The 24,957-nt window shown below is 60.0% G+C and carries 24 protein-coding genes; 9 read left to right on the top strand and 15 right to left on the bottom strand.

Annotated features, from left to right (window positions below; all coding sequences use genetic code 11):
- Positions 1-107 precede the first annotated feature (107 nt).
- From modA to DRET_RS09100, 4 genes are all read left to right on the top strand, one after another.
- Positions 108-872 (top strand): molybdate ABC transporter substrate-binding protein, encoded by a 765-nt coding sequence (gene modA, locus DRET_RS09115; RefSeq protein WP_015752248.1) that lies wholly within the window; start codon positions 108-110, stop codon positions 870-872.
- Positions 857-1,642 (top strand): ABC transporter permease, encoded by a 786-nt coding sequence (locus DRET_RS09110; RefSeq protein ID WP_015752247.1) that lies wholly within the window; start codon positions 857-859, stop codon positions 1,640-1,642. The genes modA and DRET_RS09110 overlap by 16 nt, the downstream gene beginning before the upstream one ends.
- Entirely contained in the window at positions 1,639-2,700 is a 1,062-nt protein-coding gene (locus tag DRET_RS09105; protein ID WP_015752246.1) for an ABC transporter ATP-binding protein, read from the top strand. Before DRET_RS09110 ends, DRET_RS09105 begins: the two co-directional genes overlap by 4 nt.
- Before the next feature lie 122 nt (positions 2,701-2,822).
- Positions 2,823-3,548, top strand: coding sequence for a Rossmann-like domain-containing protein (locus DRET_RS09100; RefSeq protein ID WP_015752245.1), 726 nt, complete (start codon positions 2,823-2,825; stop codon positions 3,546-3,548).
- Between the two features lie 6 nt (positions 3,549-3,554).
- Here DRET_RS09100 and DRET_RS09095 read toward each other — a convergent pair whose 3' ends face one another.
- The 12 genes from DRET_RS09095 to DRET_RS09040 all read right to left on the bottom strand — a co-directional run bounded on the left by DRET_RS09095 (position 3,555) and on the right by DRET_RS09040 (position 18,245).
- Complete coding sequence (locus DRET_RS09095; RefSeq protein ID WP_015752244.1) at positions 3,555-4,181, bottom strand: histidine phosphatase family protein; 627 nt, start codon at positions 4,179-4,181, stop codon at positions 3,555-3,557.
- Positions 4,178-5,296 carry a DVU_1551 family NTP transferase gene (locus tag DRET_RS09090; protein WP_015752243.1) on the bottom strand — a complete coding sequence of 373 codons (1,119 nt, stop codon included), beginning with the start codon at positions 5,294-5,296 and terminating at the stop codon, positions 4,178-4,180. Before DRET_RS09090 ends, DRET_RS09095 begins: the two co-directional genes overlap by 4 nt.
- Positions 5,297-6,331: an XdhC family aldehyde oxidoreductase maturation factor gene (locus tag DRET_RS09085; protein WP_015752242.1), complete on the bottom strand. Its 1,035-nt coding sequence runs from the start codon at positions 6,329-6,331 to the stop codon at positions 5,297-5,299.
- Positions 6,315-7,688 carry a DVU_1553 family AMP-dependent CoA ligase gene (locus DRET_RS09080; RefSeq protein ID WP_015752241.1) on the bottom strand — a complete coding sequence of 458 codons (1,374 nt, stop codon included), beginning with the start codon at positions 7,686-7,688 and terminating at the stop codon, positions 6,315-6,317. The genes DRET_RS09085 and DRET_RS09080 overlap by 17 nt, the downstream gene beginning before the upstream one ends.
- Before the next feature lie 420 nt (positions 7,689-8,108).
- Positions 8,109-9,437 carry a radical SAM (seleno)protein TrsS gene (trsS, locus tag DRET_RS09075; protein ID WP_015752240.1) on the bottom strand — a complete coding sequence of 443 codons (1,329 nt, stop codon included), beginning with the start codon at positions 9,435-9,437 and terminating at the stop codon, positions 8,109-8,111.
- Positions 9,427-9,885, bottom strand: coding sequence for a DVU_1555 family C-GCAxxG-C-C protein (locus tag DRET_RS09070; protein WP_015752239.1), 459 nt, complete (start codon positions 9,883-9,885; stop codon positions 9,427-9,429). The genes trsS and DRET_RS09070 overlap by 11 nt, the downstream gene beginning before the upstream one ends.
- Before the next feature lie 7 nt (positions 9,886-9,892).
- On the bottom strand, positions 9,893-10,600 hold the full coding sequence (gene trsM, locus DRET_RS13065; RefSeq protein ID WP_015752238.1) for a DVU_1556 family methyltransferase: 708 nt from the start codon (positions 10,598-10,600) through the stop codon (positions 9,893-9,895).
- A gap of 9 nt (positions 10,601-10,609) precedes the next feature.
- The gene (locus tag DRET_RS09060; protein ID WP_015752237.1) at positions 10,610-10,825 is read right to left on the bottom strand and encodes a DVU_1557 family redox protein; all 216 of its coding nucleotides are present in this window, start codon (positions 10,823-10,825) and stop codon (positions 10,610-10,612) included.
- A complete protein-coding gene (locus DRET_RS09055) occupies positions 10,825-13,131 on the bottom strand; it encodes a pyridine nucleotide-disulfide oxidoreductase/dicluster-binding protein (protein WP_015752236.1) in 2,307 nt (768 codons plus the stop codon). Before DRET_RS09055 ends, DRET_RS09060 begins: the two co-directional genes overlap by 1 nt.
- 279 nt (positions 13,132-13,410) lie before the next feature.
- On the bottom strand, positions 13,411-16,125 hold the full coding sequence (locus tag DRET_RS09050) for a molybdopterin-dependent aldehyde oxidoreductase (protein ID WP_015752235.1): 2,715 nt from the start codon (positions 16,123-16,125) through the stop codon (positions 13,411-13,413).
- Between the two features lie 93 nt (positions 16,126-16,218).
- On the bottom strand, positions 16,219-17,235 hold the full coding sequence (locus DRET_RS09045; RefSeq protein ID WP_041282559.1) for a molybdopterin-binding protein: 1,017 nt from the start codon (positions 17,233-17,235) through the stop codon (positions 16,219-16,221).
- A 239-nt stretch (positions 17,236-17,474) separates the two neighbouring features.
- On the bottom strand, positions 17,475-18,245 hold the full coding sequence (locus tag DRET_RS09040; RefSeq protein WP_015752233.1) for a hypothetical protein: 771 nt from the start codon (positions 18,243-18,245) through the stop codon (positions 17,475-17,477).
- A gap of 524 nt (positions 18,246-18,769) precedes the next feature.
- Between DRET_RS09040 and DRET_RS13060 the strand changes: the two genes are divergently transcribed.
- The 5 genes from DRET_RS13060 (at position 18,770) to DRET_RS09015 (ending at position 22,989) form a co-directional block, all read left to right on the top strand.
- Positions 18,770-19,423 carry a periplasmic heavy metal sensor gene (locus DRET_RS13060; protein ID WP_015752232.1) on the top strand — a complete coding sequence of 218 codons (654 nt, stop codon included), beginning with the start codon at positions 18,770-18,772 and terminating at the stop codon, positions 19,421-19,423.
- A gap of 72 nt (positions 19,424-19,495) precedes the next feature.
- Positions 19,496-19,786 carry an SHOCT domain-containing protein gene (locus tag DRET_RS09030; protein WP_015752231.1) on the top strand — a complete coding sequence of 97 codons (291 nt, stop codon included), beginning with the start codon at positions 19,496-19,498 and terminating at the stop codon, positions 19,784-19,786.
- Positions 19,787-19,826: 40 nt separating this feature from the next.
- The gene (locus DRET_RS09025) at positions 19,827-20,282 is read left to right on the top strand and encodes a SoxR reducing system RseC family protein (RefSeq protein WP_015752230.1); all 456 of its coding nucleotides are present in this window, start codon (positions 19,827-19,829) and stop codon (positions 20,280-20,282) included.
- 231 nt (positions 20,283-20,513) lie between these two features.
- Positions 20,514-22,436 (top strand): heme lyase CcmF/NrfE family subunit, encoded by a 1,923-nt coding sequence (locus DRET_RS09020; RefSeq protein WP_015752229.1) that lies wholly within the window; start codon positions 20,514-20,516, stop codon positions 22,434-22,436.
- The gene (locus DRET_RS09015; RefSeq protein WP_015752228.1) at positions 22,429-22,989 is read left to right on the top strand and encodes a tetratricopeptide repeat protein; all 561 of its coding nucleotides are present in this window, start codon (positions 22,429-22,431) and stop codon (positions 22,987-22,989) included. The genes DRET_RS09020 and DRET_RS09015 overlap by 8 nt, the downstream gene beginning before the upstream one ends.
- Before the next feature lie 89 nt (positions 22,990-23,078).
- Here DRET_RS09015 and DRET_RS14050 read toward each other — a convergent pair whose 3' ends face one another.
- The 3 genes from DRET_RS14050 to DRET_RS09000 form a co-directional block, all read right to left on the bottom strand.
- Positions 23,079-23,534, bottom strand: coding sequence for a cytochrome c3 family protein (locus DRET_RS14050; RefSeq protein WP_015752227.1), 456 nt, complete (start codon positions 23,532-23,534; stop codon positions 23,079-23,081).
- A 74-nt stretch (positions 23,535-23,608) separates the two neighbouring features.
- Positions 23,609-24,181 (bottom strand): manganese efflux pump MntP, encoded by a 573-nt coding sequence (locus DRET_RS09005; protein WP_015752226.1) that lies wholly within the window; start codon positions 24,179-24,181, stop codon positions 23,609-23,611.
- Between the two features lie 130 nt (positions 24,182-24,311).
- Positions 24,312-24,689, bottom strand: a complete 378-nt coding sequence (locus DRET_RS09000) for a carbonic anhydrase (RefSeq protein WP_015752225.1) — start codon at positions 24,687-24,689, stop codon at positions 24,312-24,314.
- Positions 24,690-24,957 lie beyond the last annotated feature (268 nt).

Raw genomic sequence — 24,957 nt, 5'->3', positions numbered from 1 at the left:
TGGGCGCTCTGCAAGAACCCCTCCTGTTTTTGTTCCTTTATTGACAGAATAAAGCGCGAGTCCTACGAAGGAACGGATTCTATTTCATTCAATGACTGGAGGGTGTTATGCGACGTTGTCTCTTTGTGGTGCTTGTTGTGTGTTTTTGGGGGCTTTCGACCGCTTTTGCCGCCGATCTCGTGGTGTATTCTGGTGCAGGGCTGATGAAGCCCATGGAAGAATTGCGAACCAATTTTGAAACCGAGCACGGCGTGGAAGTGGATATCCATTACGGCAGTTCCGGTGAGCTCTTTGGCATGCTCAAGATGGGCCAAGAATGCGATGTCTTGGTTCCCGGATCGGAAAGATACACCTACGACGCCTTGCGCAATGGATGGATTCAAGAAGATTCCATCAAGAAGATGGTCAAGCATGTTCCGGTCATCGCCGTTCCCAAGGGCAATCCCGGGCAGATCGAAGGGCTCCAGGATTTTACCCGCAACGGCCTGAAACTCGCTATGGGCGACCCCAATTCACCGGCCATCGGGCGTGTGGGACGCAAGATATTCAAGAAACAAGGCCTCTGGGAGGCGGTCAAACCCAATATTGATGTCTATGCACCGACCGTAAATCAACTTTTGGTCTATGTGGCGATGGAACAGGTCGATGGGGCCCTCATTTGGGGCGATCTGGTGACCTGGGCTGAGGCCAAAGGGAAGGTGGAGGTCGTCTCCATTGCCAAAGAGGCCAATATCATCAAGACGATTCCCACCGGATTGACCACGTTTGCCGAGGGCAATTCCTGGGCCGAAAAATTCAGTGCCTATATCAGTTCCGAGGCAGGTCTGGCGATTTGGACCCAGTGGGGTTTTGAGCCATGTTCCGGCCGGTAAATCTGTTTCGCCTTGTGCTGGTCGCGCTATCGTTCGGCGTGACCGGCATTTTAGTTTTGGCCATCGGCTCGTTTTTTGTTGTAGCCGACTGGGCAGAGGTCGGCCACAACCTCCTCGACCCCACTTTGCTGGCCTCCTTGCGCCTGTCGCTGTGGACCGCGGCTTCTTCAGCCCTTTTGGTCATGCTGTGCGCTTTGCCTATCGGCCTGGCCTTGTCCAGGTATGCGTTTCGTGGTCGGGGGCTGGTCAAGGCCGTGGTTGATCTGCCGGTAGCGTTCCCTGAGCTTGTTCTGGGGCTTTGTCTGTTGCTGTGTTTTGGTAAAACCCCGGTCGGGAAGTGGCTCTCGGCCGTCGGCTTGCCGCTTGTTTTTACCAAACAGGGCGTCGTAGCGGCACAATTTTTTACCGCCCTGCCCTATGCCATCCGGATTATGAAATCGACGTATGATTTCATTGATCCCCGGCTGGAATTCGTTTCGCGGAGCTTGGGCTATTCCTCGCTGCAGACATTCTGGAACGTGACCCTGCCGATGGCCAAAAGCGGTCTGGTCGCCGCCGGGGTCATCAGCTTTGCCCGCTGCCTGGGGACATTTGGCACTGTGCTCATCTTGGCCGGCGGCAGTGCCGGAAAGACCGATACCCTGCCCATCCACCTCTACTTGAATATCTCCTACGGCAATCTTTCCCTGGCCATGACCTCGGGGATGGTCCTGATCGCGGTCGCCTTTGCGGCCATTTTCCTGTTTGAAAAGACCGAGGCCCGTTTATGAGTTTTCTGGAAATCCGCGGTTTGAGCAAGGACCTGGGCGAATTTTCCTTGAAAGAAGTGGATCTCGACCTGGAGACAGGAACTTATCTGGCGGTCATCGGACCGACCGGAGCCGGGAAGACCATTTTACTTGAATGTCTGGTGGGATTCTATCTGCCGGAGGCGGGCCATATCCTTCTGGAAGGCGAGGATATCACCCGGTGTCGTCCGGAACACCGGCATATCGGAATTGTCTATCAGGATTTCGCTTTATTGCCGCATATGGATGTGCGCCGGAACATCGGCTATGGACTCCGACGGCGACTCAGAGGAGAAACCCTGGACAACCGAGTCCGGGAAATGGCTGAAGTCCTGCGTATCGACCATCTGCTGCACAGGGCTCCCGGAACCCTGTCCGGGGGCGAAAAGCAACGGGTGGCCCTGGCCCGGTCGTTGATTGTCAAACCCCGCCTGCTCTTGATGGACGAGCCTTTTTCGGCGCTAGATCCCCGGACGCGTCGGAAGTTGCGCCGTCTTTTGCGCCGGGTGATCAAGGAGACGGGGACCACGGTTATCCATGTGACCCATGACTTGGACGATGTTTGGTCTCTGGCTGACGAGGTGGCCTTCCTGCGACACGGACAATTGGTGCAGTCCGGCACCGTGCAGGAGGTCATGCAACGACCGAGGCGGCGGTGTGTGGCTGATTTTCTAGGCATCAATCTTTTCCACGGCCAAGTCCGGGACCGGAGGGACGGGGTCTGTCGCATCCAGGCCGGAGAGATGGAACTGGTCAGCACAGACCGGGCGCAACCCGGCGAGGAGGTCCGGGTGGCGATTCGACCGGAGCAGGTCATCCTGGCCGAGCGGTGTGAAGGGCCTGTGTCGACGAGGAACGTTCTGACCTGCAACGTCGTGGATATTTTTCCGGAAAACGGAGTCTATCTTGTTGAACTTGAACGGGGCGGTTCCCATTTGAGCGCAGTGGTGACGTATGACGCGCTGCAGGACCTGAGACTTGCTCCGGGCAGTGCGGTTACAGCACTGATAAAAAGTACTCATGTGGCGATTGTGGGTTAAAAAATACTGGTTTTTATGCAGCTTTACAATTCGTAGCCACCGGCTATCAAAAGACGATACTGCACTGTTTTGAAGCCATGCTGCAGTATTTGACTCTAACCAGGATACACAGGGAGTGATCCATGCATTCTGTCTATGCCCCTCTTCGAGAACGATTGTACGCCATTTGTGAAGCCGAGCGGCTTCTTGGAGAACACGTCCATATTCAGGCTCGGGTGCTGAGTACTGAAGAAGCGATCGGCAATCCGGAAGGGGACGATTTCCCCTTGCAAAAGGGCCGGGAACGGTTGATGGAGGCCAGTTTCGGACAGGGACGGGGACAGGCCTTTACCGATCGTTTTGGTGATTTTTCTGGACGGCTGGACCAGATTCTGGAGATGGAATTGCAAAATAATTACCGGCGAGCCGTATTCGTGGCAACCATGAACGCGGTCCTGCATCATCTGGGGCAGGTTGGTGGAACGATCCATTGCCGAGACAGCGCCCCAACGGAGTGCGCCGCTAAGCTGGCCGAACATCTGCACAACGAATACGGGCGCCCCAGAATTACCCAGATCGGGTATCAACCCAAAATGGTCGAACGGCTCCAGGACCATTTTGAGTACCGCATTGTCGACCTCGATCCCGAAAATATCGGGCAGGCAAAGGGAAAGGTGGTTGTCGAAGGGCCGGAAACAAGCGCGGAGGCACGTGAGTGGGCGGATCTCCTTTTGGTCACCGGCACCACTTTGGTCAACGACACCATTACCGATTTTTTGAATGGCAAAGAGGTCCTGTTCTATGGGACCACCGTGGCTGGAGCGGCGGCACTTATGGATTGGCCCCGGTTTTGTGCCTGCAGTTCGTAATTGGGGTCATTGGAGCCCCCGGGCGGTGAATTCTTGCACCGACAGGCCGAGGGCGTGCAGATGGATACCGGTGTGGTCGGCATGGAAAATGGTCATAGTGCCCTCAGGGGGGGTGAAGTCGAACAGCCGCTCCAATGGGGCGTTCCGGGCCCAGCAGGCCAGTACGCGGACGACACCGGCATGGCTTACAGCCACGGTTTGCTCAGCGCGGGTCAGGGTCTTTTCGGCCCAGGGACGGACCCGCTCGAGTAGATCGGCAAAACTTTCTCCACCGGGAGGGCGGTAGGTGGCAATGTTTTTTCCCCGGGCTTCATAGGCCCCGGGATTGCGCAGGCGCACCTCCTCTCGGGTCAACCCTTCCCAGTCGCCGAGGTCGATTTCCAGCAAGGCTGGCTCGACAGCCAGGGGGCACTGCAAGGCCGCTGCAATGATTCGAGCCGTCTCCTGGCATCGACCGAGGGGCGAGGTCCAGATTGGGGCAATGGACCAGGATTGGAAGACAGGGGCCCATTCTTTAGCCTGCCGGCGTCCGACTGCGGTCAACGGGACCTCGCGTTGGCCGGTGTAGCGCCATTGAGGGTCCTGGTGGCGTTGGCCATGGCGCAGGATAGAGAGGGTATGTGTGGGTCTCATAGGAGGGTATCCAGTGGCACGCCACAGGCGTGTTCGACCCGTTGAACGATTTGGCTGGCTTGCTTCCAGCGCCGGAGAACAGCCTGTCGGGCGTGAGTGTTTCCGGCAAAGGCCTCGTATTTGGCGCGAAAACGATCGTCCAGACCCACAAGACGGCTGCCCTGGACCAGTTTATCGGCCGTATAGACAATCTCGGTCTCGGTGACCGGGCTTTTTTCTTCGGGTTCGTAATCCGCGTGCTGAGCGACGATGGCGGTCAAGGCCGGGGCAAAACCACAGGCTTTGAGGTGTTTGGCTCCGGTATCGGCGTGGCGGGGCTGGCCCTTGGCAATGTCGTGGAGCAGGGCGCCGGCAACGGCAAGGTCGACATCCACACTGCCCGGGTTTCGGCTGTTTATCTGCAGGGCCAGTCGTTTGGTGACCGAGGCCACCTGCCGGCTGTGGGCACTGATATCGGCATCGCCCTTTGTCTCCCAATCCAAAAGGACTTCGGCCTCTTGGGGCGTGGGCAGACAGTAACGTTGCCACAAGGTGAGGGCGTATTCGTACTGCGTTGGAGTATCGATATCTACAAGGATGTGCTGATCCGGGACCGGAACCTGGACGGTTGAGGCCGTCTCCAGAATCCGGCGCAGTCCCCCGGTGCCGTCGTGGGTAGCGATACGCGAGCGCAAAGTGGCGCGTAGCAGCGGCGGATGCCCGGTTTGATCCTGAAACGAGGGAAGGAAAACCTCGTTGGATTTGTTCAGCGCCAGGACACGCAACAGCAGGCGGATGGTCAATGGGCGGACCAAGGGAATGTCTACCGGCAGGACAAAGAAAGCGTCCGTTTCCGGGCTCAAGGCCGCTACTCCGGCCTGGACCGAGGAAAACATCCCCTGATCGAAATCCGGATTGACGACAGCCCGCGCCCCCGCCTTTTCCACTTTCGGCCGTAATTCTTCCCCGCGATATCCCAGGACGACAACGCTGTCGGCGACGCCCCGGTGCTGAAAAAGCTCCAGGCAGCGCTGAATAACCGTCTGCCCCCCAATGGGCAGCAACGGTTTGAAACCGCGCTGCCGGGTCGAGCGTCCGGCGGCAAGGATGACGGCCCCGATTTTCTGGGTCGGCATCTAACGGCCTCCAGATCGGTGCTGAATGAGTTCGCCGACGATGCTGACCGCGATTTCCTCCGGAGTGTCAGCGCCGATGGACAAGCCAATAGGACAATGGACCCGCTCCAAATCCTTCCAGTCCCAGCCTGCCTCAATCAATGCCGCATAGATAGCGTCGCGTTTTTTGCGACTGCCGATCATCCCGATATATCCGGCCGGGGTCTGCAGGGCCTGATCCAGCACGGTCTTGTCGTGGACATGGCCTCTGGTGACGATAACGATAGCGGTTTCAGGAGTGATGCGACACTCGTTGAAGCAATGGCCGAAATCAGGGAATTGGTGTCGGACCGTGCTTGGGGGAAAGCGGTCCTGGTGGAGGAATTCTTTACGGTCGTCGAGAACCACTGTCTCGTAGCCGACAAGAGCGGCGCAATCCGCGGTCGCTTTCCCTACATGTCCTGCTCCGGCGATGACCACTGTTCCGGAAGGGCGCAAAGGTTCGATCAAAATGGTGTGCTGCGCCTCGTGGACCAAAAAGGGCAAGCGCGTCTGGGCCCCTTTGGTTCTTGCCGTCTCTTTGAGCTGGACGGGAGCAGAGGCCGTCAGACCATCGGTCTCCAGCGCCCGGGAGAGGTCTCCGACCTCGGCACCATTCGAGGTGAAGGCGGTGTAGAGCAGAGCACTTTGGCCATTGTCCCAGCGTTGAAGAAGGGAACCGTAAAAGGTTGCATTTTCTTGAGTGGGGGCGATGTATTCAAGCAGGATGTCCTGGCGTCCGCCGCAGATCATGCCAGCCTCCGCGGCCTGCTCCCCGGTGAGGTCGAGTTGGAGGATGCAGGGGCATTTGTCCTGAAAGGTTTCGGCCGCTTTGCGCTGGGCCAGGGCCTCTCCCGGTCCTCCGCCAACAGTGCCTTGATTGCGGCCGTCCCGGGCAATGGCCATGCGCGAACCGGTCCTGCGGGGGGTGGAACCGGTGCTGGACAGGATGACCGCGCTGACGACGGGGGCGTTGTTTTGCAGTTCATGGTGGATAAGTTCAAGAACGTTGCGCATGGTACTCCCTTTGCGAGAGGTGGCGTTTATCGGAAAGCGACCGTTTGGCGGTATGCGAGCGCTCAAACGGGACCTCGGTCGTGGAGATCTCCAGCGTCAACTGACCGGCAAGTACTGTCTGGCGTAAAACCGGGACAGTCAGGAGCGCCTGGCGGGCCAAATCCTCTCCTGTGCGCTGCGAGCCCGGCCTGACAACGAGGTCGAGGGCAAGCCGCGGGGGACTTTCCGGGGTAGCGTCAGGCGGATCGTACACAGCGGCTTCGTACGAAGTGATCGTCGGCTGGGCCAAAAGGGCTTGATCCAGAGCAGCCAGGGACAAAGTTCCCTGTCCTGGAAAGGTGATGGCGTTGTCGAGTCGACCCTGCAGGTCCGTCAAGCGGGTCAGAATACTGCCGCACGAACACCGCTGGCTTTTCAGACGCCCGATATCACCGGTGCGATAGCGCAGCAAGGGCATGCCGGTGCGGGTCAGTGTGGTGAATACGATTTCTCCCACGGTGTCTGGAGGCAGGACCACTCCGGTGTCGGGGTCGATGATCTCGAAGAGCAGATCGTTTTCCCGGATATGGCAGCCCAGGCCCTCTTTGCATTCTACCGCGGCCCCGAGGCCGGATTCCGTGGACCCGTAATGGATGTGCACGCGGCAGGAAAGGCCGGCGGCAATGGCCTCGCGGACGCAGGGATCGGTGTAGTCCGAGCAGAGCAGAATGCTTTTCAGGTGCGCGGCGGCCAAGCCGGACCGAGGGTGCCGGGCCAGGGCCAGGATGTGCTGGGGCAGGCCCACCAGGCAGTGGGCCTCGTGCTCGTGCACCGCGCGGGCCAGGGCCTCGGGGTCGTGGGGTGGCCAATGGGCGCGACTGGCGATACCGGCTTCGTTCAGAGCGGCCACCAGGAGATTGCCCACGTCATTGTCCCGTTGGCAGGGTAAGAGGACCAATACCTTGTCGTCCGGACCGACCACCAGGCGCATGCCGTACTGGAAAAAGCCCTTCGTGGCTTTGAGGTCGTCGCTGGTGAAGAAGATCCGTTTGGGCGCGGCGCTGGTACCGGAGGATTCCAGGGTGATGATGCGCTCGATGGCTGCTTGCGAACAGCAGAGCATTTCCGGGCCGTGGGCGCGGATGTCCTCGGCTGTGGTCAAGGGCAGGGCCTGGACCAGAACTGTCGGGTCCTCGGTTTCGGGAAGAACGGTGTCCTGCAGGCGCTTGCGGTACCAGGGGCTGTGGGTGCGAGCCAGGTCCACGGTGGCCCGCAAGCGGTCCAGCTGCCACCTGCGCAGGGCAGTGCGGGAGAGCACGGTCTTGCGAGGCAGGTCGATTTGCAGGGAAATCCAGGATTCGAGTTGCGTGACGGGCATAGAGGTATCCCTTTGCTGGGGAGGTTCAAGGGGAGTCCGAGTTGGGCCCCGGCATTTCCTCCCCGGCTCTTGCCTTGGCGAGTTGTCCGTAGCTCGCTCGTCATTCCGTGGCAATTTCCACAGGTTGAATCAGAGTTTGTTTGGGGATTCTGCGGCTCTGGGATTTTGCCCCCCGGCCTGAAAAAACTCGCTCACAGGCAGCGTAGCACTCCTGCCTGCCGCGGATGGCCTTTTCGCCACGCTGGGCGTGGCAATAAGCAGGAGGCGTTTGTCATTGTCCAAGCCGAATATCCGCTTATGAGCTGGCAGGAGTGAACGCTGTTTCGTTCGCTCAGCCAGTTTTCAGGCGGGGGTTCAAAACCCCCAGAGCCGCAAGGCCGGGGCCGCCGGTGTCCGTGCGCAATGGTGGGGGGCGCTATGTTACCTCCGGTACAACGGTCGTCCGTTAGCGGCCGTGAGATTGTAGGCACAAAAGGGGATCAGCCTGCCGTCCGAGGCGTGGACATGGATGCAACAGCCGCGGAGACGCTCCAGGTCCACGGTCCAGGCGTCCTGAAACCCCATGGCCGAGACGGTGAAGCTGGCCTCACGGGCCCGGGCAATGAAGCGGTCCAGGTCGTCTTCATTGGTTTCTGGGCCTGTGGTGGAACCCGTTTGTTGCCCCCGCCAGCGCTGGGCGGTGAGGTGCACGGTCTGCCGGGCCCCGTCCGCGGCCTGAATCGGTCCCTCGCTACAGCAGGCCCCGCCCAAGCGTTGCAGTTCTCCGGAGGCGGCCACCGCATAGGTGGCGTGGAAGGAGCACAGGGCGTGTTCGCAGCCGGGGGGCAAAAAATCTTGGGTCCGGACCAGGCCCGCGGTCTGCTCTTCCAGGGCGCGCATGATCTCCGGCAGGGTCAAACGGTCTGTGTCCGCGGGCGGGGCGGGGTAGCGCCCGAAATAGCTGATGGGCTGGAAATGGACTCCGCGGACCACAGGGTGGTGCTGGACACCAAAGCGCAGGATGGCGCCGATGGCCCGGGTATTGACCCCGGGAACCAGGGTCGGGACCAATACTACGCCCAGCCCGGCTCGACCCATGGCTGTGAGGGCCTGTTGTTTTTCTTCCCACAGGGCCCGGCCGCGGATTGTGGTGTAATCGGCGTCATGGACGGAATCGAACTGGAAAAACACGGCCTCCAGGCCGGCCTCGCGCAGGGCGCGGGCGTATTCCGGTTCCCGGGCGAAGCGCAGGCCGTTGGTGTTCAGTTGGACCAGGCGAAAATTCTGCGCCGCGGCCAAGCGGACGATCTCCGGCAGGTCGTCGCGCACCGTGGGCTCGCCGCCGGAGAGCTGCAGGGTGCAGGGGCCGGCGGTTTCCCGGATGTGGGCCATATTCCGGGCGAGGGTGTCCAGGTCCGGGTCGGTGCCGCTGTCCAGACTGCGGGCAAAACAGATCGGACAGCCCAGATTGCAACGCTGGGTGACTTCCAACAGCGTGGTGCAGGTGTGTTGGGCGTGGTTAGGACACAGGCCGCAGTCAAACGGGCAGCCCGCCTGAGGCTGGGTATGGCAGACCGGGGGCTGGGACGGGAGTTTGTCCCGTTTCCACTCCCCGAACCCCGGGAGCCCGCGCCAAATGGGGGTGGCGAAATGGCCGTGTTCCGGACACGCTTTTTCCAGGCGCATGTCGGTGTCCGTGCCCACGCGCCAGGCTGGAATCCGTTGCAGACAGACGGGACAGAGACTGGCCGTTTGCTGCCTATACTGCATCCGGGCCCTCGGTGGGATCGATGCCGTTATCCATAAGGATGGTCAGGCATTGATCCAAGGTGTCGGCGATGAGCCGTCCACAGATATCCGGATTGGGCTGGGTGGTGTTTTCGCCCAGGATCGCCTGACAGGTGGTGCCGGCATACGCGGCGCAGGCCGTGTCCGCGAACCAGTGTCCCAGGGTTTCCAGCATCAGTGGAAAACGGGAGTGGGCCTCCTCGTTGTCTTGTCCTTTGCCGGCATAGAGCCCCAGCAGGCAGGCCCCGCCGGTCAGGGCGCCGCAGGTATGCCCGCAGCCACCGACACCGTGGCACAGACCGGAGGCGGCCCGGATCAGGGCGGGATTGGACGCGCCCTGGTATTCCAGGCCGAGCCGGAGGATGATCTGGCTGCAGCAATACCCCTGCTGGGCCAGGGGTAAAACGCGGAACAAGGTATCGTCTTCCATAATGGCCTCAATGCGTTTTGACGGCGATGTAACTGACATATCCCGGCCGCAGAGCTTGGATGCCGGCGGCGCAGGACGTGCCCCGGCAAGCCCCGAAAACGGCCTGCCAAAAGCGCTCCAGAGATCCGTGCTCGAAAATGATCCGGGCCGCGGTTTGACGTAGCAATTCGGTCTGGTCTGTTTCCCGCAGGATCTGCCATCCACCGCCGTCAAGGCGCTGGCGCAGCGTGCTGCGGGTGGCAGGAGCGGCCAGGCAGGTGCTGCCCGGGGCTGCGGCCGCAGGTGCGGCAGTGGCGCGGGCGTACAGGTCGCTGTAGTACAGCCGTCCCCCGGGTCGCAGGACGCGCCGGATTTCGGCCAGGGCCTGTTGCGGCCGGGGCAACAGAGCAAGCACACATTCGCAGAACACGGCGTCCAGACTCGCGGTGGCCAACGGTACGGCGGTGATATCCGCCTGGAGGCAGGCCACCTGTTTCTGGGCGCTACGGAGCAGATCGCGGTCGCGGTCCAGGGCCAGCACCCGCTGATAGCCCTGGTTTCGCAAAAACGCCGCTGTGGCCCCCAAACCGCACCCGGCGTCCAGGATACGGGCGTTCATGGCCAACGGGGCCTGTTCCAGGCCCTGGCGGGTGGTTTCCAGGCCACCGGGGCGCAAGGCTTGGCCCAGGGCCTGGTGCATGGTCGGGGAGGTGTAGGCGGTACACTGCTGGGTCACGATACCTCGCTATTTGTCTTCCAAAAGCTTTTCCACCTCCAGCATCTTGCCGGTGGCCATGTCTTCGGGGAGAAGCGCCTGGCGGCATTGGGGGCAGACCTGGGCGCCGACGGTGAAGCTGCTGCCGAGGTAGTGCAGTTCCACCTGACCTTCCTCCAGGGGCTCCTGGCACTGGGCGCAGACCCATTGCCCTGATGGGGGCCGGAAATGTTGATTGACCTGCATTATGCCCTCTTGCTCTGTACGGTCTTGATGATCATGCGGTGACTGTAGGCGGTGTGGATCTGATAGCTGCTGTCCTGTTGCCGGGTGTAATGGACCCAGAAGGTCACCTCGCCGAGTTGAAGGCTGGCTAGAGAGGATTGGGATTCGGTGTCGTAAAACCGCTGTCCGGCGCTCCCGGCATCCTGGATCACCTGCTGGATATCCGAATCCAGGATGCGCCGCTTGTCCAGTAGATCGCGTACCTCGGACTCCATCTGGAGTTTGATGGCAGCGTATTCCGGAGCGGCGAGGCCCGGCTCGTTCCAATACGTCGTCAGCAGTTGGTTTTTGAGCCAGCGCCGGTTGCCGCGACGCAGGGAGAGGGTGGTGCCCTGAGCGCGAAACGGGGCGCTGTCGCCCGGAAAGAGGAGTTCAAGTATATGGGCGGCGGGTTTGCCGCTGCGGGCGATCTGGTCGCGGCACATGGCGCAATAGGTCAGCGCATCACCCTCGCTGCCCTGGCAGCGTTGCTCTGCGGCCCGGGCGGCGACTTCCGGGTTGGCGTTGCTGACCAGGCCGCCGTAGCCGCAACAGGCCGCTTCCTCGGCGTTGCGGCGTGGTTCGCTGATGGTGGCGACATTCTCCTGGGCCAGGTTGCGCACGGCCTGCTGGACCTGCGGCTGGTCACTGGACGTACAGGGGTCGACCAGGGCCGCTTTTTCGGCCGCGGTCAGCGGTGGCAGCTGCCCCTGGTGCCGGGTGAACACCTCCCACAGGGAGATGAGCTGCGGCGGCTGGTCCATGGCCTGGAGCATGCTCTGGCAGGTGGGACAGGCCACGATCCAGGTGGGCTGCCCCAGGCCGCTGGCAGCATCCCGGAGTTGCCGGGTGACTTCCGCAAAGCGCTCCCTGCGGCCGCCCCAATGGGCCGGAGCGCCGCAGCAACTCAGAGCCAGCCCAACGCCGCCGGAAAGGTTGTGCCGCAGCCAGTCGAAGGTGGGGGCGATCTGCTGTGGATGTGTGGCGCACAATTGGCAGCCGGGGAAAAAGAGCCACGCGCAGTTCTCGTGTTCGGGGTCGTCGCGCAGGAGGAAAAACTCCTCGCTTTGGCTGAATTCGAGGTCCTGCATGGCGAACCAATGCGCCGATGGCGGCATGGTGTCTTTGCCCACCATGCGCTCCCGGGCCTCACGGCAGACGTCGCCCATGGGAAAATCGTGCGGGCACAGGGTGGTGCACAACCCGCAGAGCATGCAGGAATTGATGAGGTTGTTGGCCATGCGCGTGCCGTGGACGATGGCCTCATTGTTGTAAATCTGGCGCACGTAGCGTTTGGGATACTCCCCGAAGGCTTCGAGATAGGGGCAGTTGCGCACGCAGATCATGCATTCGCAGGCCAGGCAGCGTCCGGCCTCGTCCCGGACCATTTCCGGGTCAGCGCTATGGGGATCGCCGGTGAGCTGGGGCGGGATCTCTTCTACCCCTTCCAGGCTGGTGACCAGGCGGGTGTCCAGAGGGCCTTCGCGGTCGCGATCAGCGTATAACGAGGCCTTTTGGGTCAGTCGATCCATGGAGATCGCGGCACTGCGGCCTTCAGCCGCGTCGGCAATAGCGCTGGCAGTACCCTTGCGAGCGGAGACGCCGCCGAAAAAGAGCCCTTCTTCCGGCGCCCCCAACGTGGCGGCCTCCCTCGTGTCCAGGCCTGAGGGCAAAACCGCCGGGTCCACCGCGTCTACTCCGACGTAGACCACGTGTCCCTGCTCCAGGAGCGAGAGGACCAATTCTTGGGTACATTTCTGGGCGGTGCACTCCACCCCGAGGCTGTGCAGAAACGCCAATTCTTCGCTGATGGCCGCGCGGGGGACTTGCTGCTCCGTAAATCGGACCGTGAGGTCGTCTTCCGCAGCCGCAGCGGAGTGGTAGACCTGGATGCGGTAGCCTTTGCGGGCCAGATCGTGGGCTACGGTCAGCGAACTGATGCCGCAACCGAGCACGGTGGCCCGGCGACCGCGATCCGGGATGCGCATGGGCTTTTTGCGCCGCGAGGTGTGGCGGACGCAGAATTGTTCCAGCCGTCCGATCTGAATCGCTCCGCCGGCCTCCTGGCGTTTGCATGCTCGTTCGCAGGGCGCTTCACAGACCCGCCCCAGAATGCCGGCGATGGGCATGGTTTTTTCTAAAACAGCCCGGGCGTCGTCGTGCTTGCCCTGTCCCAGAGCCATGCAAAAACTGCGAGCGTCCACGTGCAGGGGGCAGGCCGCGCGGCAATAGGCCCATTCTTCCTGGATGCATTGGTATTCGATGCTACGCAGATCCGTTTGGTCCATGCCGTATCCTGTTCAAGCGGTTTGTCGTTTGGAAGGGGGGCGCGTTACTGCCGACCCAGGCAAGGGAGGCGCCGGACGCAAAGAGGTGCCAGGGACGCTTTCCTGCCACGCAATACGCTGTTCCGCGCACGCACAGAGTTCGAGGGCGAATCTGGTACAAAAAATTGTGGATCAAGTTTCCGTGGTTCTGGGATTTTGCCCCGAACTGAAAAAAACATTCTGTCCGGCCCAGCCCTGGAGGGCGGGAAGTCGTGCTCCCCACCCTCCAGGAATACCGGGTTATTTGGGCATGGCCGCCAAGACTTTTTCCGGGCGGGCCGGGAGTTCGTGGACCCGGGCGCCGCAGGCATTGGCGATGGCATTGATGATAGAGGCGTGCGGACTGGTCAGCGGAAGTTCCCCGACCCCAGAGGCGCCAAATGGCCCCTCCGGCCGCGGACTTTCCACATACATCAATTCGATATCGTCAGGAATCTGTTTGATGTACGGGAACCCAGCCCCGATCAAGGTCGAGTGTTTCTGAATGTCCTCGTAGTCTTCACTCAAGGCCAGGCCGACGCCCTGGGCCAAGCCGCCGTAGTTCTGCCCGTCGACGACGAGGCGGTTGTTGACCACGCCGGGATCGGCGACCATGACCATCCGTTCGACCTCAGTCTTGCCGGTAGCCACTTCCACTGCGACTTCGGACATGAACACGGCGTACATGTAGAGGGCAAAGGGGTTGCCCTGGCCGTTTTCGTCGCAATTGGCGGCCGGGGCGCTCCAGGAGCCGCTGTAGCGCATTTCGCGGCCGGCAGCCTTCATCTCTTCGTAGGTCATGAATCCATTGTCCTTGCGCATAGCGCTGAGCAAGTTCTCTGCCGCAGCGATAGCGGCGCGTCCAATGACGCCCTGAGAGCGGCTGCCGCCGGCGGGGCCGCCGTCGGGGCATTTTTCCGTATCGTTCATGACCAAGTGGATCTGTTCCGCAGACAATCCAAGCGGCCGCAAGGCTTCGTGCACGGTCCCCAGAAGGCCCATGTCCGCGCCCTGACCGTGATCGTGCCAAGTAGTGTAGGCGGTTACTGAATTGTCTTCATTGAGTTCGAGGTCGACTTGAGCGGTGTCCGGGCCGTCCAGGCCGGCGCCGTAAACGCCCACCGAGATCCCCACGCCACGCTTGACGTCGTTTGTGGAGTTCGCCTTGGCGCGTTTGCAGGCTTCTTCATATTTGGGACGCAATTTGTCCATCATCTCCGGAAGACTATAGACTTCGGGCTCCTGCCCGGTCGGGGTCGTGCTGCCGGGGCGATAGACGTTTTTGTAGCGCAGTTCGAAGGGGTCCATGCCGAGTTTCTCAGCCAGTTCGTCAATCAGGACTTCCGACGGGAATTCCGATTCCGGGGAACCGTAGCCCCGGAAAGCCGAGCCCCAGGCGTGGTTGGTGCACACGGTACGGCCTTCACCGCGAATATTGGCGATGTCGTAGCCAGCCCCGATGTACTGGGCGCCGCGCAGGGTCAACAGGTCGCCGAATTCAGAGTACGGCCCGTGGTCCACGCTCCAGTCGGTCTCCATGCCCAGGAATTTGCCTTCCTTGTTCGCCGCCAGACGGACATTGGTGATAAACGGGGAGCGTTTCCCGGTGTAGGTCTGCTGTTGGTGGTAGTCGTAGGACAAAAAGACCGGACGGCCGGTGGCTAAGGCGGCGACGCCGACCAAGGCTTCCATGGTCGGGCTGAATTTGTAGCCGAAGGTGCCGCCGGTGGGGTTTTGGACCATGATGACGTCTTCGAGCTCCACGCCCATGCCCGGGGCAATCATGGCGAGATGGAGATTGAGTCCGATGGATTTGGATTGGATGACCAATTTGTTGTTCTCATTGAGGTAGGCGAAGCCGACATCCGGCTCGATGGGCATATGGGGCTGACGGCCGACATAATAGTCGCCCTCGACCACAGCTTCGGCTTTTTCGAAAACCGATGCGGTGTCTTCGCCCTTGGCGATTTTTTGTTCGAAATAGACATTGGGCGTGCCGGGGTGGATTTCAATAGCGTCTTCGGCCATGGCTTCCGGTGCGCTCATATAGGCCGGCAGCTCTTCAAGATCGACTTTGACTTTCTTGGCCGCCGCCCTGGCGTTGGCTTCGGTGTCGGCGCAGACAATGGCCATGGCGTCGCCGTATTGGTGGATCTTGGTGTCGCAGAGGATGGGACGGTCCCAGCCGTCGCCCTTATTTGTGGGGAAGGTGATCAGGCCGGTGATGCGGTTTTTGCCCTTGACGTCCTTGTGGGTCAGGACCGCATGCACACCGGGCATTTTTTCGGCCTCTGACGTGTCGATGGATTTGATGTTCGCGTGGGAGACCTCGGCCTGGACCAGGGCGAGTTGCAAGGTGTTTTCCGGCATGAACAGTCCCAAATCGCGCCCGAAATCCCAGGTGCCGGTGACTTTGGCCTCGGCGCTGGGCCGGGGCATGGAGCCGCCCCAGACGTGTCCGTCTTCTGGGAGTTTGAAGGCCAAGTCTTGCATGCTCATATCGCCACGAACGACCTTGGCCGCGTCCATGACCGCATCAACGAGCTGTTTATACCCGGTGCAACGGCAGGCATTGCGGTGCTTCTGAAACCAGTCGCGGACGTCCTCGCGGCTCGGATTGGGATTGGTGTCCAACAATCCCTTGGCGGCGACGATAAAGCCGGGTGTGCAGAAACCACATTGGGCGCCGCCGTGGACCATCCATGCCAATTGCAGGGCATGGAGATTGCCTGGCTGACCGATACCTTCGATTGTGGTTACTGCCGCGTTGTCCGGAACTCGACGCATTTTGGTGATGCAGGAACGGACAACCTTGCCATCCATGATGACACTGCAGGCGCCGCACTGGCCCTGGTCGCAGCCGACCTTAGTGCCGGTCAGGTGGAGCTGTTTGCGCAGCACGTTGGCCAGACTTTCGTCGGCTTCAGCGACAATCTTTTTTTCCATTCCATTGATCCACAGAGTCTTTTTGAGCATGGAGCCTCCTTACGGAATATCACTGTTTGGGGGTTATCCCAGGCCGCAACGGCCTGTGGGGAAAGACTGTTTCAAAAAATGATCGCGTCTGAGCTATTTGCCGAATGGGCAAATCGGGTAGCGGCACGGGGAGCATCCCGCACAAAAGCCGCCGTGGCCAAGTTTGATGATGTCCTGACGGGTGACCGGGTCCCCGGCCACAATACGGGGGACAATGAGGTCGAAAATACTGGCTTTGTAGTACATGACGCAGCCAGGCAGGCCGACGACCGGCACGTCGCCGATATACGCGAGCATGAACATGGCCCCGGGAAAGGTGGGGGAGCCATAGGAAACCACTTTGCCGCCGGCGGCCCGGATCGCAGAAGGACTCAGATCGTCGGGATCCACGGACATACCGCCGGTAACGACGACCATCTCGGCGCCCTCTTCAATGAGATTCTCGATGGCACTGACGGTCATGGCTATATCGTCGGCCACAAAGACCTGTCGGGAGATGGAGCACCCCATGTCCTGAAATTTTTTACGGACTACGGGGCCGAAACTGTCTTTGATCCGCCCTTTGTAGACCTCGCTACCGGTGGTCACCATGCCGACCTGCAGCGCCTGGTACGGCAGAATATCGATGATCGGCCCATCGGCACACAAATCCTCCACTGCCTGGATTTTTTCCTCTTCAATGACCAGGGGAACGATGCGTGTTCCGGCGACCGGACGCCCTTGAGCCGCCTCGTGATTGGTGTGGGCCGTGGCCAGAACGATATTTTCAATGGAGTTCAAGCAGTCGAGGCGATCGACATCGATTTTGAGAATGCCCTGGTAGCGGGCGTGCATATTGATACGCCCCTCACTTGGCGTGGAAAGATCAAGTCCTTTTCCGGCCACGGCGGATGCAATGCGTTCAGCCGCTTCGTTTTCATGCACAAACCCGTTTTTTAGATTGAGCACGTACAATTGTTCTTTTCCGATACGCAGGAGATGCTCGATGTCGTCAGAGGTGACGACGTGTCCTTTTTGAAAGGCTCGTCCCTTGAATGTTCCGGGAACAATTTCCGTAATGTCGTGACACAAGACCATGCCGACGGCCTCTTCGACAGGAACGGTTTCCATTATTTGCGAAACGCTCTGCATTCGACCCCTCCTTGGGTTGCGTTTCCTGTAGTCTCCTTGTGCGCTGCCGCCATTGTTGTGTGGGCTGCGCGATCCAAAACCATAGATATCGACGCCAAACTGCAAGTGCGACGCCAACGAAGGGAACACGAGGAATTTAGGTTTCTTATGTGATTTTTTGCATAGCAAAGAAAGGCATAAAAAGGGTCATTTTGTCCCAGTGCAGGGAGGAGTTTGGGTCAATCCGACACATGTGCCCTCCTGCCGGAGGAGGCAATGAGCACATCGTCGACGACGCATGTTGTATTGAATGTCGTGGCCGCCTGCCCGAGTCGCCAAAATGTGTCTGAGTCGAAATGGCACAAGTTGCTGATATACCAGTGTTGCTGAGCCGCTTTGAGAGTTTGCAACCGCTTGTCCAAGGCCGTCGGGGTAAAGATGCCGTCACAGGCTAGAAAGTTGAGGACCTCGGCTATCCGTTCAAGGTGGCTTTCGACAAAGTGCACGTAACGCCGGGCGATATATTGGGAGGTGCTCAGCAGGTGGTGCAGGTGCGGCAAGAGGGCTGGGGTTTCAATGGTCACCATGAAATTGTGGATGAAGTAAGCTCGTTGGCCGCAAATTGTGGAGTGCGGCGGGGCGAACTGGTCGCTAAGCGGCGTATGGCGGCGTTTGTATTCCTTGTGGGGGGAACCCATTGCGCGCACAGCGATGCGGCGCGGATTGGCCAACAAATCGCCGCAATCTGTAAAATTTCCGCTATTGGCGAGCCGAGCCGCACGCAGGATTGCGGCCTCGGCCACACGCGCCAGGCAGATCCAAAAGGACGCGGATTCCGGGGCACAGCGTTGTTGGAGTTGCGACAGGACCCCAGACAGGTGCGCTTCGGACAATGAAGCGGGATCCCTTGCGGCCTCGAGTGACGCATGGAGGTGGAAATAGGGAAGATCGACTGTTCCCTGGGGAGCAGAGCGGGGGCTTGGCCAGGGGCAGAAACATGGTGAGGGCATTCGGCCTCCGTTGGTACTTCCAAGGTGTGAGGACAAGATCCGGTATCCGGAACCATCTCAAGGCAAGCCCATGAAAAAGGACATGTCTCAAATTTTTTATGGGGAGCAAGGGTGGTGTCCGCAAAGTTTCCTGTGGTTTTGTTATGCGCGTTTGTGCATATGTGTCAATGTGTGCAGAAAAAATTTGCTCTTGTGGGGGTGGCGCTGAGAGAGGAAAGGGGCATTGGCGGGTTCAACGGCCCTGAAAAGCAGGAGGGAGGCCCAAAAATCGGTCGCAACAGGCGGTGTCTGTTGCGACGTGGGACTTTCTGTGGCCTGTCATGGATGTGAAAATATCGCTGGGCGATGAACCGAAGACGAAATGGGGTGCACAAGTGGTGCAGTGTGTTGCACTTGTGGGTGAGAAAAAGATTGACGTAAGCCCTGGGAAAAGACGTATGCAGGGGGATACTGGGGTTTGGAACGGATGTTGCCTCTGGGAGGGTAACCGGAATTTCGAAGCACCCAATACAAAGGAGCGTGACATGAATAAACGGACTTTTTTCACTGGCTGTGTGGTGTTGCTCGTGGCTTTGCTGGCCACTTCCGCCGGATGGGCCCAGGGCCATGGTGAGCAGGGCATGATGCGCGGCCAAGGCGGCTATGCTGCTGGACCGAACCAGGGGCCGATGTACGGGCCGTATGGTATGGACCAAGAGCAATACCAGGCTTTGCAGGAGATCGGTGAGAAATACCAACAAGAGTATCTCCAACTGCGCACCACACTTGTCAACAAACGTGCCGCACTCCAGGCTCTGCTGGCCGGACCGCAGGTCGAACCGGAAAAAGCCAGGGCAGCGTATGAGGAAGTGCAGGACGTGCAGGCCGACCTTTTCGAGCTTCGCCTCAAACAGCGCAATGAACTCCAGGCCCAGGGGGTTGATCAGGGCTACGGCATGGGTCCGGGCATGATGCGTGGATACGGTATGGGCCCAGGCATGATGCATGGTCCCGGCATGGGCCGTGGTATGATGGGCGGCTATGGTATGGGTCCGGGTATGATGCAAGGCTATGGCATGGGTCCGGGCATGATGCATGGTCCAGCCATGGGTCCGGGCATGATGCATGGTCCAGCCATGGGTCCGGGCATGATGCGTGGTTATGGCATGGGCCCAGGCTGGATGCACAACAACTGGTAAACAGTGTCTTGCAGGGGCACCCCGAGCTGGCCCAGGTGGCGCTTCGGGGCTCCTGCAGTCATGGAGATATGTATGTTCTGGAATAATTTACCGATGACCGCTCAATACGGACACGGCCCCGGCAATTGGGGCTGGGGGCACATGATGCCCTTCGGCGGTTGGGGGATGATTCTCCTGCTTCTCATAGTGGTGATTGTCGTCGTGGGTCTGCTCCGCACAAGCGGGCGGCAAAGCGGCTCAACCTCCTCGTCGCCGGGGACTGGTGAGAAAGAATCTCCTTTGGATATTCTGAAGAAACGCTACGCTCGTGGAGAAATTGATAAGGATCAATTTGAACAAATGAAAAAAGACCTCCAGGAGTGACCGGGCCGCTAGGCTTTTATGTCCTGGAAGGAGAGTTGGCATGCGAGAAGAGCAGACGCAAGGAGTGGTTGTCGCTGTTGAGGGCAACATGGCCACGGTGAAATTGCCGAAACCGCAGGCGTGCGGTTCGTGCGGCGGCGAAGGGAGCTGTTGCAGCGGTCTGACAGCCAGCGGGGATGTGACGGTTCGGGCCACGAACGAGCCCGGAGCCCGCCTTGGGGAGGTGGTCGATGTTCTTCTTGTGCAGGAATCCTCGAGCAAAGCCGTGAGCATCCTCTATCTCTTTCCTCTGGCGGCCATGGTGCTCGGGGCCATTTTGGGGAGTTGGCTCCATCCGTTGGGCGACCCGGAAATCTCAGCCGTGGTCCTGAGTCTGGTTTGTTTGGGTGCCGCCTTTGGCCTGATCGGGTGGCGCAGCTCCCGGACCCGAGACCGGGAGATCCCACCCCGGATCATCTCCGTGCACCGGTCGCATTCCAGTTCGCGTCCCACGTAAACGCGATACCGGTTCAGATCCATTTTTTCCCTATATGGTTTGGGGATGTTGGCCTTGCCCCAACACTTTCGCTCTCGCCTGTCGCGACCGGGCGGCTGCGCTGGTGCACTGGATTGCACATAGGGTGAGCCGTGCCCGGCTTTCTGGATTTAAAAATAAGTATTTCGATTACTTATTTGATTGGCACTTCTTCTGCATAAGCACCTCCACTTTACAGACAAAGGAGTTGTTATGCAGTACTTGGGGTATGCCGCTTTATTGGCAGCGCAGATCGCGGCCTTGGCTGGGGCCGGATTTTCTCTTTTCGCTGCCATACAGCGGCCGCAAACACACGATGGCCGTGTCAGCCGCTGGGCGATTTTCGCCAATGGCGGATTTTTAACCGTCTCTGCGGTCATTTTGACCTGGGCCCTGGTCAGCAGTGATTTTTCGTTTGCCTATGTGGCGGACTACACTGACCGGGCCCTGCCGCTTTTTTATCGGCTCACCGCCTTTTGGGCCGGGCAGGAAGGGTCGCTGCTTTTCTGGGCCTGGACCGCGGCCGTGCTCGGCTGCGTGTTCGCGCTCAGCCCTGCTGAACGGCAGATGCCACCGCAGAAAAAGCTTTTTTTCTGGGCGTTTTACCTGTCCATTCAGGCCTTTTTCCTTCTTGTCCTCACCTCCTGGAGCAACCCGTTTCAGGAAGTCATGCCCGCCCCGTCTGACGGAAACGGCTTGAATCCCTTACTCCGCCATCCGGGCATGGTTTTCCATCCCCCGCTGTTGTTTCTCGGCTACGCCGGCTTCGGACTACCCGCCTGTGCCGCCTTGGCCCATGGGGTCGCCGGGGGTGGTGGGCAGTGGATTCGGCCTATGCGCAATTGGACACTCCTGGCCTGGGTCTTTTTGACAGTCGGGATCATCCTGGGGGCCTGGTGGTCTTATATGGAACTGGGCTGGGGAGGGTACTGGGCCTGGGACCCGGTCGAGAATGCCTCACTCATTCCGTGGCTTACGGGCACGGCCTTTGTGCACACCGCAGCGATTGAACAGCGAACCGGTGCGCTCAAGCGGTCCAACGTCGCCTTGATCGTGGCCACCTATATCCTCTGTCTTTTCGGAACCTATATCGTGCGCACCGGCGTGGTACAGTCGCTGCACGCCTTCGGCGACAGCGGCCTTGGGCTGCCGCTGCTCTTGGCTATGGGCGTTATAGCGCTTTTCATCCCTGTCAGTCTCTGGGGCGGGATGCGCTCAGAGACCTCCGTTCCCAAAGCGGACAGCCGCGCGGGATTGATTTCCCTTGGCGTCTGGCTCCTGATCGCGCTTTCGGTGGTCATCCTGCTTGGAACCATGTGGCCGGTGCTGAGTTCTTTGTGGAGTCGGCATACGGTCGGCCTCGGTCCCGCGTTCTTCAATCGGGTCTGCACGCCCCTGTTCGCGTTACTGCCCTGGCTGTTTGCTGTGGCCCCGTTTCGCGGTTGGAGAGGCGGTTTTAGAGACTCCCGAGGGATGGGGATCGCATTGGCTTCCGGCCTCCTGACCATTGCAGCCGCGGCAACGCTTGGCGTCAGGATGCCGGTTGTGCTGCTGGCCCTGGGCGGCGGCGGTGCGTGTCTCGTGGCCGCCGGCTATTGTGTGCTTCGGTATCCCCAGGCGCGCCGGTCGCGCAAGCAATGGGGCATGTACCTGGCTCATGCCGCATTGGCGCTGATGGTTATCGGCGTTGCTCTCTCCGGCCCCTTGAAGGTCTCGAACCAGGCCCAACTGGCTCCCGGCGATGCTTTTGAAGTCGGCGGCTACCGGGTCGTTTACGCCTCGGCCGAGCGCGGCCAGTTGCGGGATATGACCTTCCAGCGCGCGGTGCTGGAAATCCGGCGCGGGGGCAAGGTCCAGGGATTTGTTCGTCCCGAACGGCGAGTGTACGCCAATTTTGAGAACAAGACCTTTGCTGAAGCGGGGGTCCTGCCCGGATTGGGCCGGGAGGTTTACGGCATTCTCATGGGGCTTGCTGCGGATGATACGGCTACGGTCAAGGTCAGCATAACCCCCGGTGTCAATTGGATCTGGATAGGCGGCACCCTGCTCTGTCTGGCGGGGCTTGTGGTCTGCGGGCGCCAGCGTTCCCAGGCAGCGGCCAATCCGCGCAATGCCCAGGAGGTGGATCATGGATAGGGTGGTAACAGAGAAGCACAAGGTCACGGCGCTCTTGCTCGGCGGCGTCCTGGCTGTTTTGTTGTTGACGTCGGTTTTTACCAGGCTCACCCACGATCCGGTGCGCATGGAGCAGGGGCAACAGGCGCAGGATCAGGAGCAGATGCAACGGGTCCAGCAATTGATGGCGGCTCTGCAGGACAATCCCGAGCACGTCCCCACGCTGGTGGCCCTTGCCGGGGCGTTTCTCGAATCCGAAAACCCGGAACAGGCGGCGAGGTTTGCCCGGAAAGCATTGGACATCAAGGGCGATCATCCCCAGGCCCTGATGTACCTGGCCACCTCGCAATATCGGACCCATGCGCATGAGGAGGCGGCCCGGACCTTGCGGCAGTTGTTGGAAATCACTCCCGATGATCCCTGGGTCCGCTACAATCTCGGTATTGTCTTGAAATACAATCTCGAGCAGCCTGAGGCGGCCACGGAGCATTTCCGCAAGGCCCGGGAGGATGCCGCCAGCCATCCCGATCTATTGGACCGTTTGGAGCACGAATTGGAACACGACGACTCCTGATCCTGCTCCCTTTCCCTCTTAGCAACGACAACGGCCCGGCTGAAGTCGGGCCGTTGTCGTTGCTAAGGAACTTTTGCCCTCAGTCGGCGTTAGTCGGTAGTGTTCGGAATGTGGCAGGAGGCGCAGTGGAGCGGAACGTCCTGGTTGTGCCCGTGCGTTTTTTCTTCCGTGTGGCAATTGAGGCAGGAGGGACCGGAATCGGCGTGGAAGGCGGCGTAACACGACAAGGCATCGGAACGCGGAGCAGGTTTGGTGTGGCAGCCTGAGGCGCTACAGGAAAAGGTCCCCGCAGGGCCTGCATGGTGGCAGAGTGAGCACTCCATTTCCCGATGCTGGTCATGGGAAAAAACAACCCTGGGCATGGTCCTTTCCATTGTTGCCGGGACCCCTACGACAATACGATCATCAGGGGGCTGCGCTTCTGAGCGTTTCGACGGTTGTCCTTCAGGGACGGGGGGAGTGCAGGCAGCCAGCAGCGTGACGACACCCACGATGAGCAGTCCTTCCCTGAGGTGCGAACGCGGTCTAATGCGAGGAAAATGCATGTCCTTCTCCTGAACGGCTTGCAAGACAAGACGTTTTCAACAGCCAAATACTGCACCGCTACCCGGGCCGGGAATCAAAACCACAGCGCCTCGTGTTCGATGAGGATTTTGATTCCGATGCCGACGAGGACCACACCGCCCAGTATCTCGGCGTACAAGCTGAGGCGGCGGCCTCGACAGGCCAGACGGCCGATGTGCAGGCCAGCCACCGTAAAGGCAAAGGCTGTCAGCCCGATGATCAGTGCTGGGAACCAGACATCAAGGCCCAGCAGGGACAGACTCAGCCCTACGGCAAAGGCGTCGATACTCGTGGCCACCGAGAGCATGACCAATGAGGCGCCGCGGGTAGGATCGGTCTTGTCTTTGGTGTCCGCGTCTTCAAAGGCTTCATGGATCATTTTGCCGCCCAGGTACGCCAGCAAGACGAAAGCAAGCCAATGGTCGAAGGCTTCGATGTAGGGGCGGATTTTGACCCCCATAAACCAGCCGATGATGGGCATCAGGGCCTGAAACAGGCCAAAATGCCAGGCCAGACGGAAGGTCTGCCGGGCAGTGACCCGGCGCAGGGCGACACCGGAAGCGATGGCCACGGCAAAGGCGTCCATTGCCAAGGCAATGGCGATCAAAAATTGTTCGGAAAAAGGCATGACAGATCCTGAAGACTAGGAGCGCGCGTTTTCACCTCAGTCCCGCAACCCCGATGGAGCGAGTGCAATCTTCGGCCTTGGGCGGTTGCATGATCCCGCTACACAGGGGCAGTCGGGCTCGGCTTCTGGCTTAGAGGGAGAGGCGGTGGACTGTCCAGTTGTCGTCGATCCAAAGACCAATTTTCGTCATTTCAGGCACTTCCCGGTCCAAAAAGGTGATCGCTGCTTTGATGTGTTCAAGTTGCGGCTCTTTGGCCACCGGATTGGCGGCGCAATCGGCGTGGCCGGAGACAAAGAGAAGGGAGGAGCCGTGTTTGGACCGGCTGATGGCGATCCGTTCCAGTATGGACGTGATTGTGGGGGCTGGGTCTTGATCGGCCAAAACTTTGTTGGCTCCGGGAATGGTGATGCTGTCCACCCAAGCGTAGCCGAAACAGCGGGCGATGTATTGCAAAAGAGGGGCCTGGATCCGGCCGTCCATGCAGTGAAGCGAAGTGCAAAATGCCATACTGGTCTCCTTTGAGGGCCTTGTTTTTTGAGCAGCAGTGTATCCGGTCAACTCCGGGGCCGGAAATCCGGTAGCCATGAAGAGGCACCGTTTCGGGAGTCTTGTCCTGGAGGTTGTGGATTGGGGGCGACTATCTCAGGTACTGGCTTGAAGAGGGCGCTCCCGGCAGGAATGCCTTGGAAGGCCAAGGCGGATAATTCGGCTCGGCTCTTCCGTAGGGATTGACGCAAGCGTCTGTTTTTTGTCTGGACGAGGGCTACGGAAATGG

Source organism: Desulfohalobium retbaense DSM 5692 (genome assembly GCF_000024325.1).
Lineage (GTDB): Bacteria > Desulfobacterota > Desulfovibrionia > Desulfovibrionales > Desulfohalobiaceae > Desulfohalobium > Desulfohalobium retbaense.
Note: the sequence above shows the minus strand (reverse complement) of the source record. Positions and strands in the feature narration are given on the sequence as shown.

What these genes read in the sequence shown, in the direction of transcription:
- DRET_RS09105 (WP_015752246.1), top strand. Translation starts at nt 1,639, where the DNA reads ATGAGTTTTCTGGAAATCCGCGGTTTGAGCAAGGACCTGGGCGAATTT.
- DRET_RS13060 (WP_015752232.1), top strand. Translation starts at nt 18,770, where the DNA reads ATGAATAAACGGACTTTTTTCACTGGCTGTGTGGTGTTGCTCGTGGCT.
- DRET_RS09095 (WP_015752244.1), bottom strand. Translation starts at nt 4,181, where the DNA reads ATGAGACCCACACATACCCTCTCTATCCTGCGCCATGGCCAACGCCAC.
- modA (WP_015752248.1), top strand. Translation starts at nt 108, where the DNA reads ATGCGACGTTGTCTCTTTGTGGTGCTTGTTGTGTGTTTTTGGGGGCTT.
- DRET_RS09025 (WP_015752230.1), top strand. Translation starts at nt 19,827, where the DNA reads ATGCGAGAAGAGCAGACGCAAGGAGTGGTTGTCGCTGTTGAGGGCAAC.
- DRET_RS09030 (WP_015752231.1), top strand. Translation starts at nt 19,496, where the DNA reads ATGTTCTGGAATAATTTACCGATGACCGCTCAATACGGACACGGCCCC.
- DRET_RS09045 (WP_041282559.1), bottom strand. Translation starts at nt 17,235, where the DNA reads ATGGAAACCGTTCCTGTCGAAGAGGCCGTCGGCATGGTCTTGTGTCAC.
- DRET_RS09070 (WP_015752239.1), bottom strand. Translation starts at nt 9,885, where the DNA reads ATGGAAGACGATACCTTGTTCCGCGTTTTACCCCTGGCCCAGCAGGGG.
- DRET_RS09020 (WP_015752229.1), top strand. Translation starts at nt 20,514, where the DNA reads ATGCAGTACTTGGGGTATGCCGCTTTATTGGCAGCGCAGATCGCGGCC.
- DRET_RS09000 (WP_015752225.1), bottom strand. Translation starts at nt 24,689, where the DNA reads ATGGCATTTTGCACTTCGCTTCACTGCATGGACGGCCGGATCCAGGCC.
- DRET_RS09100 (WP_015752245.1), top strand. Translation starts at nt 2,823, where the DNA reads ATGCATTCTGTCTATGCCCCTCTTCGAGAACGATTGTACGCCATTTGT.
- DRET_RS09085 (WP_015752242.1), bottom strand. Translation starts at nt 6,331, where the DNA reads ATGCGCAACGTTCTTGAACTTATCCACCATGAACTGCAAAACAACGCC.
- DRET_RS09005 (WP_015752226.1), bottom strand. Translation starts at nt 24,181, where the DNA reads ATGCCTTTTTCCGAACAATTTTTGATCGCCATTGCCTTGGCAATGGAC.
- DRET_RS09110 (WP_015752247.1), top strand. Translation starts at nt 857, where the DNA reads ATGTTCCGGCCGGTAAATCTGTTTCGCCTTGTGCTGGTCGCGCTATCG.
- DRET_RS09080 (WP_015752241.1), bottom strand. Translation starts at nt 7,688, where the DNA reads ATGCCCGTCACGCAACTCGAATCCTGGATTTCCCTGCAAATCGACCTG.
- DRET_RS14050 (WP_015752227.1), bottom strand. Translation starts at nt 23,534, where the DNA reads ATGCATTTTCCTCGCATTAGACCGCGTTCGCACCTCAGGGAAGGACTG.
- DRET_RS09050 (WP_015752235.1), bottom strand. Translation starts at nt 16,125, where the DNA reads ATGCTCAAAAAGACTCTGTGGATCAATGGAATGGAAAAAAAGATTGTC.
- DRET_RS09060 (WP_015752237.1), bottom strand. Translation starts at nt 10,825, where the DNA reads ATGCAGGTCAATCAACATTTCCGGCCCCCATCAGGGCAATGGGTCTGC.
- DRET_RS09015 (WP_015752228.1), top strand. Translation starts at nt 22,429, where the DNA reads ATGGATAGGGTGGTAACAGAGAAGCACAAGGTCACGGCGCTCTTGCTC.
- DRET_RS09055 (WP_015752236.1), bottom strand. Translation starts at nt 13,131, where the DNA reads ATGGACCAAACGGATCTGCGTAGCATCGAATACCAATGCATCCAGGAA.
- trsS (WP_015752240.1), bottom strand. Translation starts at nt 9,437, where the DNA reads ATGCAGTATAGGCAGCAAACGGCCAGTCTCTGTCCCGTCTGTCTGCAA.
- DRET_RS09090 (WP_015752243.1), bottom strand. Translation starts at nt 5,296, where the DNA reads ATGCCGACCCAGAAAATCGGGGCCGTCATCCTTGCCGCCGGACGCTCG.
- DRET_RS09040 (WP_015752233.1), bottom strand. Translation starts at nt 18,245, where the DNA reads ATGCCCTCACCATGTTTCTGCCCCTGGCCAAGCCCCCGCTCTGCTCCC.